General features: G+C 64.2%; 14 protein-coding genes. 6 read left to right on the forward strand and 8 right to left on the reverse strand.

Annotation, left to right across the window (positions count from 1 at the left end):
- Positions 1-20 precede the first annotated feature (20 nt).
- The 7 genes from C8D77_RS09695 to pcaQ form a co-directional block, all read right to left on the reverse strand.
- On the reverse strand, positions 21-806 hold the full coding sequence (locus C8D77_RS09695) for a coniferyl-alcohol dehydrogenase (protein WP_109663246.1): 786 nt from the start codon (positions 804-806) through the stop codon (positions 21-23).
- A gap of 2 nt (positions 807-808) precedes the next feature.
- Complete coding sequence (locus C8D77_RS09700) at positions 809-1870, reverse strand: branched-chain amino acid ABC transporter permease (RefSeq protein WP_109661802.1); 1062 nt, start codon at positions 1868-1870, stop codon at positions 809-811.
- A complete protein-coding gene (locus C8D77_RS09705; protein WP_109661804.1) occupies positions 1867-2763 on the reverse strand; it encodes a branched-chain amino acid ABC transporter permease in 897 nt (298 codons plus the stop codon). The genes C8D77_RS09700 and C8D77_RS09705 overlap by 4 nt, the downstream gene beginning before the upstream one ends.
- Positions 2760-3488: an ABC transporter ATP-binding protein gene (locus C8D77_RS09710; RefSeq protein WP_109661806.1), complete on the reverse strand. Its 729-nt coding sequence runs from the start codon at positions 3486-3488 to the stop codon at positions 2760-2762. Before C8D77_RS09710 ends, C8D77_RS09705 begins: the two co-directional genes overlap by 4 nt.
- Complete coding sequence (locus tag C8D77_RS09715; protein WP_109661808.1) at positions 3485-4228, reverse strand: ABC transporter ATP-binding protein; 744 nt, start codon at positions 4226-4228, stop codon at positions 3485-3487. Before C8D77_RS09715 ends, C8D77_RS09710 begins: the two co-directional genes overlap by 4 nt.
- A 21-nt stretch (positions 4229-4249) precedes the next feature.
- Entirely contained in the window at positions 4250-5566 is a 1317-nt protein-coding gene (locus C8D77_RS09720) for an ABC transporter substrate-binding protein (RefSeq protein WP_109661811.1), read from the reverse strand.
- Positions 5567-5695: 129 nt separating this feature from the next.
- A complete protein-coding gene (gene pcaQ, locus C8D77_RS09725; protein ID WP_109661812.1) occupies positions 5696-6613 on the reverse strand; it encodes a pca operon transcription factor PcaQ in 918 nt (305 codons plus the stop codon).
- 93 nt (positions 6614-6706) lie between these two features.
- Between pcaQ and pcaD the strand changes: the two genes are divergently transcribed.
- The 6 genes from pcaD to pobA are packed head-to-tail and all read left to right on the forward strand — an operon-like array spanning position 6707 to position 11519.
- A complete protein-coding gene (gene pcaD / locus C8D77_RS09730; protein WP_109663248.1) occupies positions 6707-7516 on the forward strand; it encodes a 3-oxoadipate enol-lactonase in 810 nt (269 codons plus the stop codon).
- Entirely contained in the window at positions 7509-7916 is a 408-nt protein-coding gene (gene pcaC, locus C8D77_RS09735) for a 4-carboxymuconolactone decarboxylase (RefSeq protein WP_109661814.1), read from the forward strand. The genes pcaD and pcaC overlap by 8 nt, the downstream gene beginning before the upstream one ends.
- A complete protein-coding gene (pcaH, locus tag C8D77_RS09740; RefSeq protein WP_109661816.1) occupies positions 7906-8661 on the forward strand; it encodes a protocatechuate 3,4-dioxygenase subunit beta in 756 nt (251 codons plus the stop codon). Before pcaC ends, pcaH begins: the two co-directional genes overlap by 11 nt.
- Complete coding sequence (pcaG, locus tag C8D77_RS09745; RefSeq protein ID WP_109661818.1) at positions 8661-9275, forward strand: protocatechuate 3,4-dioxygenase subunit alpha; 615 nt, start codon at positions 8661-8663, stop codon at positions 9273-9275. Before pcaH ends, pcaG begins: the two co-directional genes overlap by 1 nt.
- Positions 9276-9294: 19 nt before the next feature.
- Positions 9295-10347: a 3-carboxy-cis,cis-muconate cycloisomerase gene (locus C8D77_RS09750; protein ID WP_109661820.1), complete on the forward strand. Its 1053-nt coding sequence runs from the start codon at positions 9295-9297 to the stop codon at positions 10345-10347.
- On the forward strand, positions 10347-11519 hold the full coding sequence (pobA, locus tag C8D77_RS09755; protein ID WP_109661822.1) for a 4-hydroxybenzoate 3-monooxygenase: 1173 nt from the start codon (positions 10347-10349) through the stop codon (positions 11517-11519). Before C8D77_RS09750 ends, pobA begins: the two co-directional genes overlap by 1 nt.
- Positions 11520-11529: 10 nt before the next feature.
- Here pobA and C8D77_RS09760 read toward each other — a convergent pair whose 3' ends face one another.
- Positions 11530-12000, reverse strand: a complete 471-nt coding sequence (locus tag C8D77_RS09760) for an NUDIX hydrolase (protein ID WP_109661824.1) — start codon at positions 11998-12000, stop codon at positions 11530-11532.
- Positions 12001-12069 lie beyond the last annotated feature (69 nt).

Raw genomic sequence — 12069 nt, forward strand, 5'->3', positions numbered from 1 at the left:
CCCCGATTGGAGCTTCGTGATTAGAAGCCGAACATTTCGGCATTGATCGATGCTTCGAGGCCGCCGTCGACCGGCAAATTGGCGCCGTTGATCCAGCGCGCGCCGTCCGAGCACAGGAACAGCACCACCGGTGCGATATCGCCGGACGTGCCGGCCCGCCCGACCCTGGCAATGTCGCTGTCGACACGAGCGTCGCCAAGCACGGTTCGGAACTGTTTCAGGATCGGTGTCTCGACCGGGCCTGGGCTCACCGCATTGACGCGGATGCCACGGCGTTTGAACAGATCCTGATGCGCGGCGCGGAAGGTCCACAACAGCAGCAGTTCCTTGGAGACGGGATAGCCTTCCTCGTTCCTGACCGCGTGCGTGCAGACCACGTCGGCAACATCGGGGAAACCTTCGATGCCGACCATCGAGGCGGCGCGGTTGAGATTGGCGCGCCAACCATAGCCGGCAATCGACGCAACGTTGACGATCGCGCCGCCTTCACGAAGTCTTGGCGCCAGACCTTCCGACAGAGCCCGCAGCCCGAAGAAATTGACCGCCAGCGTCGACGCTGCGCCGGTATTGCCGGAGAGCCCGGCGACGTTGCAGAGCGCGTCGAGGCGCTGCGGCAGGCGAGCAATCAGCTCGTCGACACCGGCCTTCGACGAGATGTCGGCCTTGACGAAGCTGCCGACCGGAGCAGTCGGCTCACGCACATCGGCGCCGATCACGTCTGCGCCAAGCTGAGCGGCGAGTTCCGCCGTGCGCGCGCCGATGCCGGAGGCGACACCGGTGATGAGGATCGTCTTGCCGAAAAGCATGGTCATGCCTTCTCCCGATATGGTGTGGCTTGCTGTGGCGAAAGCATTCCATCGCCATCGGTGGCGGCTGGGAACCTCACGCGGTAACCAACCGGCAGCAGGCGGAGCCCAAAACGCTCCTCGATCGTCCCCCACAGGCCGCGCGGCAGGAAAAGCGAGAACAGCACGGCGGTGGCGCCGAGCCCGACCAGATACCAGACACCGGTGCCGCCGAACCACGTCTCGATGAGGAAGAACACCAGCGCGCCCAGAATGGCGCCCTCGAAAGTGCCGATGCCGCCGACCAGCACCATGAAGATCATGTAGGCGGTCCACTGGACATTGAAGTAGGTCTTGGGCTGGAAGGTGATCGAGGTCGCCAGCCACAGCGCCCCGGCAATGCCGATGCCGAAGGCGGCAAGCACGAACAGCAGCCGCTTGGTGCCGGTGACGCGCACGCCGACCGAGGCGGCGGCATCCTCATTGTCGCGGATCGCCCGGATCGCAGCACCTGTGCTGCCGCGCAGCAGGCCAAACAGGATGGCGAGCAGGGCGGTCATCGATGCCAGCGCCAGCCAGTAGATCGCTGCCCGCCTAGCGCCGGCGTCGTAGGCGTTGAGCGAGATCAGCGATGTGCCGGTTTCGCCCTGCACCAGCCGGTCGAGATTGACCAGCAGATGCGTCAGCGCCGCGATCACCCACATGCCGATGGCGAACTCGCCGTTCCTCAGCCGCAGCATGAACAGCGAGAGCGGCCAGGAGACGGCGCCAACAATAATTCCGGAGGCGAACAGCGCCAGGAACGGGTTGAGGCCGGCATCGGCCAGCCGGATGGCGAAATAGGCGCCGAGCCCGAAGAACACCTGCTGGCCGACCGAGACCAGACCGCCGAAGCCGGCCAGTGCATTCCACATTGCCGCCAGGATCACATAGACAAACAGGGCGGTCATCCTGTCGACCGCGCCAGCCGACAGGAACTGCGGAGCAATCGCCAGTAGCGCGATGATAACCGCGACCGCAATCGCGGCGATGCGCGACGTCGCCGTGCCGCGCTCGATGACGGGGGATGTCGAAACGGCGCTCACGTCGGCTTCCTCGTGGGCAAGCGCAGCAGGCCGCGCAGGCCGAGGCCCGAAGTGGAGAGCCGAATGAACAACACGATCAGGAACGCGACATGGCCGCCGATCAGAAAACCTTGCGGATGCACTTGCGCGCCCAGTGTCTGCGCGAGCGCCAGCACGATGCCGCCGATCAGCGTTCCCCACAGCGACCCAGCGCCACCGATGACTGCCGCCTCGAAAGCGAACAGCAGTTGGGGCGCGCCGGCATAGGGATCGAAGGTGGCGCGCATGCCGAGAAACGCGCCGGCAAGGCCGACCGTGACCATGGCGATGGCAGCGGCGATCGCATTGGCGCGGCGCGCATCGACGCCGACCAGGCCGGCGGTGTCGGGGTCCTCCGACGTGGCGCGGATCGAGCGGCCAAGCCTTGTGTGGGTGAGGAACAATTGCAGCCCGCCCAGCAGGATCACGGCACTGGCGAACATGATCACAGCGAGCTTGCCGACATAGATGCTGCCCGGCCATTCCCAGGAATCATAGGACAGGCTACCGATATAGGGCGCCAGCGAACGCGTATCGGCGCCGAACTGCTCGAACAGCAGATTGTCGATAACGATGGCCAGGCCGAATGTGGTCAGGATCGGCAGCAGCGCACCGCCGCGTGCGCTGCGTTCAAGTAGGAAGCGCTGCAGCGCCCAGCCGGTCGCCGCCATCAGCGGAAGCACGATGAGCAGGCCGACCAAGGGCGAGATGTGGAACCGCGAGGCGAGCCACCACAGCGCAAAGGCAGCGAACACGGCAAGGCTGCCATGGGCGAGGTTGATGATGCGCATTACCGAAAACATGAACGACAGGCCGCAGGCGATCAGCGCGTAGTAGCCGCCGAGAAGGATGCCCTGGATGATCTGGTTGCTCATGCGGGAACGCTCCCGGGGCTTTTCCGGTGCAGGCCGAAATAGGCCTTCGTCACATCCTCGCGCGAAACCTGTTTGCTTGGCCCTTCGAGCGCGACACGCCCTTCGAGCATGCAGATGACCCTGTCGGAAACCGCGAGCGCGCGGTTGAGGTCCTGCTCGACGAGGATGATCGTCGTGCCGGAGGCGATCAGCCCTTGCAGGGCAGCATAAACGCGATCGACGATCAGCGGCGACAGGCCGAGCGAGACCTCGTCGAGCAAAAGCACGTCGGGATTGCTCATCAGCGCGCGGCCGATCGCCGTCGCCTGCTGCTCGCCGCCTGACAGATGGCCCGTCTTGGCATGGCGTCGCGGCTTCAGATTAGGGAACATTTCGAGCACCTTGTCGACGCTCCAGTCGCCTGGCCGCCCAGTGGTCTTGCCGAGCAGAAGGTTCTCCTCGACCGTCATCTGCACGAACAGTTTTCGCCCCTCCGGCACCAGCGCGATGCCCATGCCGACACGCTTGTGCGACGGCACGCTGGTGAGATCGGCGCCGCTGAGCAGCACGCGGCCGGCTGCCGGCTGGTGTGCGCCGGCGATTGCCCTCAGCAACGTCGTCTTGCCGGCGCCGTTGGCGCCGACCAGCGCCAGCGTTTCGCCGCGTTCGATCGTCAAGCTCACGCCGCGCACCGCCTGCAGCAGGCCGTGCCGGACAACCAGGTCCTCGACCGCAAGCAGGCTCATTTGGGGCCTCCGCCGAGATAGGCACGGACGACCTCGGGGTCGGCCATCACCGTTTGCGGTTCGCCATCGGCGATGATCTTGCCGGCGTCCATGCAGATCAGCCGCTCGGCCACCTGCAGCAGAATGTGGACGATGTGCTCGATCCAGACGATGCCGATCTTGCGCCGGCGCAATTCCTTGATCGTGTCGACAAGCTCACCGGCTTCGCCATCGGTCAATCCGCCGCCGATCTCGTCCAGCAGAAGCAGCGTCGGCCTTGCCGCGAGCGCGCGCGCCAATTCCAGCCGCTTGCGGTCGAGCAGCCCGAGCGTTTCGGCGCGCCGGTTGGCAACGCCGAGCATGCCGCACAGTTTCAGTGAGCCGAGCGCTTCCTCATAGGCTTCGTCGCGGCCAAGGCCTGCGCCATGCGAGGCGGCGACGAAGACATTCTCGAAGGTGGTCATGCCGCTGAACGGTTTCGGCACCTGGTGCGTGCGCACCAGGCCGAGCCGGCAACGCTGCGTCGCCGCCAGCGCCGTCACGTCGCCGCCCTTGAAGCTGACGGTGCCCGCACTGGGAGGAAAGGCGCCGGCCAGCACGCTGAGCAGCGTGGTTTTGCCGGCGCCGTTCGGGCCGACAATGCCGACCGCCTCGTCGGTAGCCATGGAGAAGTCCACCGCATCCAGCACCACAAGCGCGCCGAAGCGTTTGTGGATACCGGCGGCAGCGAGGATCGCCTGTTGTTGCGGATGGGTCACCAGGCGATCCTCGTCAGCGGTCCATCAGCCGTTGTAAGGCAGAAGCTTGGCTTCGACGGGCACTTTCGGATCGGTGGCGTTCTCGGTCACGACGTAATCGAGCGGGAATTTGCTGCCTTCCTTGGCGGCCACCCACTGCGTGCCGATGATCGGGCCGGGTGAGACGTTGGCCACAGGCCCGCTGGTGAAGTCGACCTTGCCGACCATCGTCTCGGTCTTGAGCGTGCTCAACGCTTTGGCCACCGCCGCCTTGTCCTTGGCGTCGCTGCTTGCCTTCAGTGCCTCGAAGCCGGCGTCGAGCAGCGACATCGAAGCGCCGAGCTGCTGCGTCCACTGCTTGCCGCTCGCCGCCTCGTAGCCGTCGGCCAGCTCGATGCCCGAGACACCGGTCAGTGGCGATTTATAGGGGAAGGCCTTGTGCCAGTAGGCGGCGCTCGAAATCTTCATGCCGAGATCGCCGAGCGCCTCGATGTCGGACGGGAACAGTCCGGTCTTGGCAACCTGGCAGATCTTGATCTGCTTGATCAGGCCTTGCTGTGCCGCCTGGCGCCAGAAGGCGGCGAAATCCGGCGGGATCGGGAACGAGTTGAAGATCTCGACGCCTTCCTGCTTGAACAGTGCGATCTGCGCGGAATAATCGGTCGTGCCGGTTTCATAGGCGCCGGGATCGACAATGGTGAAACCCTGCTTGGCCAGCAGCGGCGCCAAATGGGCGCGGATGGCATTGCCGTCGGCATCGTTGGGATACATGACGCCGACCTTCTTGTTGGTCTCGATCAGGTTCCATTGCGAGATATAGGCCTTGAAGAACTCGCCGACGCCGAAGCCGAAATGATAGGTCCATTTGAACGGCGAGGGTTCGCCCGGCTTGGCGCCGCGGCCGAAATACCAGGCCTCCCACGGCATGACCGTCGACAGGCACGGCACGCCGGCGGCCTCGCAGGCGTCGGCCACTGGATTGATCACCTCGGGCGTCGACACCGCCAGCATCAGGTCGATGGCCTGGTTGTTGATCAGGTCCTTGGCCAGCTGGCCCGCGCGCGACGGATCGGATTGCGTGTCCTGGTCGAGAATCTCGACGTTGTATTTCTTGCCGCCTATCTCAATGCCACCGGCCAGCGCCTTGCGGGCCAGATCGAGCACGTAGCCGTCGGTCTGGCCGAACCCGGCGAGCGGCCCGGTGCGCGGGCTGACGAAGCCGACCTTGAGCGTGTCGCCTGCTTGCGCAAAAGCCCTGCCGCCGCCAAGCGCCAGCGCCGTGCCGCCGGCGATGGAGGTCGCAATGAACTGGCGTCGCGAAATGCCTGGATTCGTGGATCTGCTGCCGAGTGCGTGCGTCATATGTTCCTCCCTTTGTGGTCCTCCATCGTCACAGTGCACCAGTGGTTTGGTTCGGTAAAATGATATTTTGCGGTGTTTCGTTAACCCCTGGGTTATGAAATTCGGAACTGACAGCGATCATCTCGTGCCCTAGCTGCCCTGCCTTGCCGCTTCGCGGACGGTCTGCAGCAGGATGGAGAAGGCCGGCGAGGGCGCCGTATCCGTCCGCATCGTCAGGCCGACAGGCCCCTTGGTTTCCTCGGTGTTGACCGGAAGGGCGACGAAGGCGCCGCTGCCAAGTTCGTTGGCAACGACGCCGGCCGAAATGATCCAGACGGCATTGCTCTGCCGCAGGAAGGCGCGGCCGAAGGAGTCCGAAACGGTTTCGATCTCGGTTGCCGGCGCCGTCATGCCGTTGGTGATGAACAGGCGGTCGACGAAAGGGCGAATGACCGATTCCCGTGTCGGCATCAGCATCGGGAATTCGTCGAGCCGTGCGAACACATCCTGTCCCGGATCGAGCAGCGGATGTCCCGCCCGCACCACGAACAGCACCGGTTCGGAATAGAGGTGCTCGAAGAAGAAGCCGGTCATGTTTTCCGGCGCCGCCAACCGTCCGACGACGAGATCGAGTGCGCCGGTGCGCAACTGTTCGAGCAGCACCGCATTCTCGCCGGTGACGATCTTGATCGCCGCACCGGTGCCCTCCTTGAGGAACAGGCTCATGGCAAGCGGCATCACCCGCGCCGACACCGTCGGCAACGCGCCGATGCGGATCGGATGCCGGTTGACTGCTCCGTCCTGCCGAACGGAATCGACGCCTTGCTTGAGTGCCGTGATCGCCGTGCCGGCATGGCGAAGGAAGATCTCGCCGATGCGCGTCAGCCGGATGCCGCGGCCGTCACGCTCGACCACCGCCACACCCAGCGCCTCTTCCAGTTCGCGCAATGTCTTGGTCACCGCCGGTGGGCTGACATGCAGCAAGTCAGCCGCTCGCGCCACGCTTCCTTGTCGCGCAACTTCAAGGAATGCCTGCAGGTGACGGAACCGGATGCGGCTCTCGGACATGAATTTGATAACCCCTGAGTTAATGAAACGGCGCAAAATATCATTTTACCGAACCAAACGCCTTGTGCAATGTGGGGGCGGAGGACCGAAATCGTGCCATTCGTCACCATTGGCGGCATCACGCTGCACCATCGCCACATCAAGGCGACCGGCAATGCGCGCCCAATCATATTCATCAATTCACTCGGCACCGACTTCCGGATCTGGGACGAAATTGTCTCGGCGCTTGATGGTGAAATGCCGCTACTGGTCTATGACAAGCGTGGCCATGGGCTGTCCGATATCGGCGACATCAGGTCGATCGACGATCATGTCGATGATCTCTCGGCGCTCATCGATCATTTCGGCTTGAGCAAGGTCGTGCTGTGCGGCCTGTCGGTCGGCGGCTTGATCGCACAAGGCTTCTATCGCAGGCGCCCGGAAATTGTCGAAGGCCTGATCCTGTGCGACACGGCCCACAAGATCGGCACGGCAGAGAGCTGGAACACACGCATCGCGACAGTCGAAAGCAAGGGCATCCAGGCCATTGCGGATGGCGTGCTCAAAGTGTGGTTCACCCCCGCCTTCCACGCGGCGCGTCTGGCCGAGCTCGACGGTTATTGGAACATGATGACCAGGCAAGCGCTCGCCGGTTACATCGGGACTTGCGCTGCCGTTCGCGATGCGGATTTCACCGATGCCGCACGCCGCATCGCGGTGCCGACGCTCTGCGTCGCCGGCGACCAGGATGGCTCGACGCCTCCCGATCTCGTCCGCTCGCTGGCCGAACTGATCCCTGGCGCGCGCTTCGAGATCATCCGCGATGCGGGGCACATTCCTTGCGTCGAACAGCCCGAAGCGCTGGTCGCCCTGATCCGCAGTTTTATCGCATCGCTTGCCCCTGGAGCAGAAACCCATGGATGAAGTCCCCGGCAACGCTGCCAGATATCGCGCCGGTCTCGCGGTTCGACGCTCGGTGCTCGGCGACCGCCATGTCGACCGGGCCGAGGTCGCCGCCACCGATTTCGACCAGCCTTTCCAGGAGTTGATCACCGAGGCCGCCTGGGGAACCGTGTGGGCGCGGCCGGGCTTCACCAAGCGTGAGCGTTCAATCGTCACGCTGGCGCTGCTGGCAGCACTCGGCCATGATGAGGAGGTCGCCATGCATGTGCGCGCCACCGTCAACACCGGTGCTTCGCGCGACGATATCTGCGAGGCTTTCCTGCACGTCGCCATCTATGCCGGCGTGCCGGCAGCCAACCGTGCCTTCAAGATCGCCAAGGACGTGTTTTCGGAAATGGACGGAAGCCAGAATGCCCGCTAAGTCCGGCTCGAACCGGAGGCCTGAGACCGGCGCCTTCTTCCAGCGCGACCGGACCTGGCATCCGCCTGTTCTGACGCCGAACTACAAGACCTCCGTACTGCGCTCGCCGCAAAAGGCGCCGCTGTCGTTCGACAACACGCTGTCGGAGATTGCAGGCCCGGTCTTCGGTCACGCCATGCTCGGCGAACTCGACGCCGACCTGATCCACAATTTCGCCAGACCTGGCGAGAGCGCGCTCGGCGAGCGCATCATCGTCTATGGCCGGGTGCTCGACGAACGCGGCGTTGGCGTGCCCGGCGCGCTGCTCGAATTCTGGCAGGCCAATGCCGGTGGCCGCTATCGCCACAAAAGGGACGGCTATCTGGCGCCGCTCGACCCGAACTTCGGCGGCTGCGGCCGCACTATTACAGGCGAGGATGGCGGCTATGCGTTTCGCACCGTCAAGCCCGGTCCCTATCCCTGGCCGAACGGGCCGAACGACTGGCGGCCCTCGCATATCCATTTCTCTGTCTTTGGCCACGGCTTCGCGCAGCGGCTGATCACACAGATGTATTTCGAGGGCGACCCGCTGATCTGGCAATGCCCGATCGTGCGCGGCATCCCCGACAAGGCGGCCATCGAGACGCTGATCGCTGCGCTCGACATGCAAGCGACGATCCCCTTCGACGCGCGCGCCTACAAGTTCGACATCGTGCTGCGCGGGCGCCGCGCGTCGCTGTTCGAAAACAGGCCGGAGGGCAACTGATGGCTCAATCGCTCGACCGGCTCAGGGAAAGCCCCTCGCAGACCGCCGGACCCTACGTCCATATCGGGCTGACGCCCAATTTCTGCGGCATCGGCGGCGTCTATCCCAGCGATCTCGGCGCCACCATGGTCAACGACAAGACCAAAGGCGAGCGCATCGGCTTGCGCATCCGGGTGCTCGACGGCACCGGCACACCGCTCAAGGACGCGCTGATCGAGATCTGGCAAGCGGATGCCGACGGGCTCTACAATTCGCCGGCCGAATTGCGCGGCGCTGCCGATCCGAATTTCTTCGGCTGGGGCCGTCGCCCGACCGACATGGACACCGGTCTGTGCACGTTCGACACGATCAAGCCGGGCCGCGTGCCTTCGAATGATGGCCGCCTGATGGCCCCGCACATCACCCTCTGGATCGTCGCGCGCGGCATCAATCTCGGCCTGCACACACGGCTGTATTTTTCCGACGAGGAAAAGGCCAATGCCGGGGATTCGATCCTGGCGCGCATCGAGCATCGCGTTCGCGTGCCGACGCTGATCGCCGAGCGCAACGGCGACACCTACGTCTTCGACGTCCATCTCCAGGGGGAGAAGGAAACGGTCTTCTTCGACAGCTGATGCTCAGGAGACGTGCGACATGACCGTATCGCCCTTCGACCATCCACTGCTCTCCGCACTCCTCGGTGACGAGGAAGCGGCGAGGCATTTTTCCGTCGAGGCGGAAATCGAGGCGATGCTTGAATTTGAGCAGGCGTTGGCCGAAGCCGAGGCCGAAAACGGGATCATCACCAAGGAAGATGCCGCAGCTATCGTGGTGGCGCTGGCCAAGTTCCGTCCCGATACCGCCTTGCTGCGGGCCGCCGTCGCCAAGGACGGCGTCATTGTGCCGGAACTGGTGCGCCAGATCAGGGCGGCGGTCGGCGAACCGCATGGCCAGAAAGTGCATTTCGGCGCGACCAGCCAGGATGTCATCGACACCGGCCTGATGCTTCGGCTGAAATCCGTCGTCGAGCATCTCGATCTGCTGTTGACCGAAACCGTCATGCGCCTCGCTTCGCTCAAAGAGCGTTTTGGCGGCAGGGCGCTGACCGGAATGACGCGCATGCAGAAGGCGATTCCGATCAAAGTTGCGGATCGCGTGACGGCGTGGCGGGCGCCGCTGCAACGGCACCAGGAGAGATTGTCCGAACAGTCGAGACGCCTGCTGGTGGTGCAGTTTGGCGGGGCCGCCGGCACACTGGAGAAGCTAGACGATAAAGGGCCGGCGGTGCGCGCAGCCCTTGCCGCAAGACTCGGCCTTGGCGACGCACCGCAATGGCATAGCCAGCGTGATGCACTCGCCGATTTTGCCGGCCTTATGTCGCTGGTGACCGGCAGCCTCGGCAAGGTCGGTCAGGACATCGCACTGATGGCGCAAGGTGGAATCGACATCGAACTCTCGGGCGGCGGCGGCTCGTCGGCCATGCCGCACAAGCAGAATCCCGTGAAGGCAGAGGCACTGGTGGCGCTTGCCCGCTTCAACGCCACGCAGCTTTCCGGGATGCATCAGGCGCTCGTGCATGAGCAGGAGCGCTCGGGCGCGGCCTGGACGCTGGAATGGCTGCTGCTGCCGCAAATGGTCGTCGCAACGGCCGCGTCGCTGCGCCTTGCCGCCGAGCTGACCGGACAGATCGAAAGTCTGGGCCACTGATGCGCACACAAATCGTCATCATCGGGTCCGGACCGTCCGGCCTGCTGCTCGGGCAGCTTCTGGCCGGCATCGGCGTCGAGACGGTCATTCTGGAACGGGCGAGCCGCGAGCACGTGCTTGGCCGCGTGCGGGCAGGGGTGCTCGAACAGGGCACGGTCGAACTGCTGGAACAGGCCGGTGCGGCAGCAAGGCTGCATGCCGAAGGGCTGCCGCATTCCGGCATCTCGCTCGCCTTCGACGGACGCCTGCACCGCATCGACCTCGAGGCACTGACCGGCGGCAGGCATGTCACCGTCTACGGCCAGACCGAAGTGACGCACGATTTGATGGACAAGCGCGACGCGGCAGGACTGACCACGATCTATGAGGCGGCAAATGTCGCTCTGCACGATTTCGATGGCGCCGCACCTTTCGCCACTTATGACCGGGACGGCGTCACGCATCGGATCGATTGCGACTTCATTGCCGGCTGCGACGGCTACCACGGCGTCAGCCGGAAATCGGTGCCTGAGCGTGCGCTGAAAACCTTCGAGCGGCAGTATCCGTTCGGCTGGCTCGGCGTGCTGGCCGAAGTGCCGCCTGCCGATCACGAACTGGTCTATGCCAATCATGAGCGGGGTTTTGCGCTGTGCTCGATGCGCTCGACGCATCGCAGCCGCTACTATGTGCAGTGCCCACAGGACGATCGCGTCGAGGCGTGGTCGGACGATCGCTTTTGGGACGAGTTGCGCCGCCGTTTGCCGGAGCAGACGGCGGCAAATGTCGTCACCGGGCCATCCTTCGAGAAATCGATCGCGCCGCTGCGCTCCTTCGTTGCCGAGCCAATGCGCTTCAGCAAGCTTTTCCTGGTTGGTGACGCCGCCCACATCGTGCCGCCGACCGGCGCCAAGGGCCTCAACCTCGCTGCCAGCGACGTGCGCTATCTCTTCCCAGGTTTTCGTGACTTCTATCGCGACAAAACCATGGCTGGCATTGATTGCTATTCGCAAAAGGCGCTGGCACGGGTCTGGAAGGCCGTACGCTTTTCCTGGTGGATGACGACGATGCTGCACCGCTTTCCCGACACCGGCGAGTTCGGCCAGCGCATCCAGGAGGCCGAGCTCGACTATCTCGTGCAGTCGCGTGCCGCATCGACCGCACTCGCCGAGAACTATGTCGGCCTGCCTTACTGAAGGCTGCGGATCATCCGGCGCCTTGCTGCCTGGCAAAATCCAAAAGCATCGGGCGCTGCCCCTTGAGGATCTTCACTTCGGCCTCGGGCAAGGTGAACCAGCCTGCTCTGTCGACCTCCGGGAACGCCTTCAGGGATCCCGATCTTGGCGGCCATTCCATGGTGAAGCTGTTGCTCTTGATGGTGGTTACGTCGATGTCGATGGTCGCCTCGACAGACCAGGCCGAGACGATCTTGCCGCCCGGTTGCCTGTAGTCGCCGAGCCGCGCGAACGAGCCATCGACCTTGACGCCAAGCTCTTCCTCTGTCTCGCGTTGCGCTGCCGTCAACTCGTCCTCATTCTCGTCGACAAGACCCTTCGGTATCGACCACGCACCATCGTCCTTCTTCGCCCAGAACGGTCCGCCTGGGTGGACCAGCAACACCCTGAGATCGCCGTCGCTGCGGCGATAGATCAGCAATCCCGCGCTGTGTTTTGCCATTTTATACGTCCGTCTGCAAAGCCGGCAGCCTGCCGATGGTCCTTGAATCGTTGACGCGAACCTTGCACC

This window comes from Mesorhizobium loti (assembly GCF_003148495.1).
Lineage (GTDB): Bacteria > Pseudomonadota > Alphaproteobacteria > Rhizobiales > Rhizobiaceae > Mesorhizobium > Mesorhizobium loti.

Excerpts from the sequence above, each read along its gene's own strand:
- C8D77_RS09750 (WP_109661820.1), top strand. The coding sequence starts at position 9,295 with ATGACCGTATCGCCCTTCGACCATCCACTGCTCTCCGCACTCCTCGGT.
- C8D77_RS09710 (WP_109661806.1), bottom strand. The coding sequence starts at position 3,488 with ATGAGCCTGCTTGCGGTCGAGGACCTGGTTGTCCGGCACGGCCTGCTG.
- C8D77_RS09705 (WP_109661804.1), bottom strand. The coding sequence starts at position 2,763 with ATGAGCAACCAGATCATCCAGGGCATCCTTCTCGGCGGCTACTACGCG.
- pobA (WP_109661822.1), top strand. The coding sequence starts at position 10,347 with ATGCGCACACAAATCGTCATCATCGGGTCCGGACCGTCCGGCCTGCTG.
- pcaQ (WP_109661812.1), bottom strand. The coding sequence starts at position 6,613 with ATGTCCGAGAGCCGCATCCGGTTCCGTCACCTGCAGGCATTCCTTGAA.
- C8D77_RS09760 (WP_109661824.1), bottom strand. The coding sequence starts at position 12,000 with ATGGCAAAACACAGCGCGGGATTGCTGATCTATCGCCGCAGCGACGGC.
- pcaH (WP_109661816.1), top strand. The coding sequence starts at position 7,906 with ATGCCCGCTAAGTCCGGCTCGAACCGGAGGCCTGAGACCGGCGCCTTC.
- C8D77_RS09695 (WP_109663246.1), bottom strand. The coding sequence starts at position 806 with ATGCTTTTCGGCAAGACGATCCTCATCACCGGTGTCGCCTCCGGCATC.
- pcaG (WP_109661818.1), top strand. The coding sequence starts at position 8,661 with ATGGCTCAATCGCTCGACCGGCTCAGGGAAAGCCCCTCGCAGACCGCC.
- pcaC (WP_109661814.1), top strand. The coding sequence starts at position 7,509 with ATGGATGAAGTCCCCGGCAACGCTGCCAGATATCGCGCCGGTCTCGCG.
- C8D77_RS09720 (WP_109661811.1), bottom strand. The coding sequence starts at position 5,566 with ATGACGCACGCACTCGGCAGCAGATCCACGAATCCAGGCATTTCGCGA.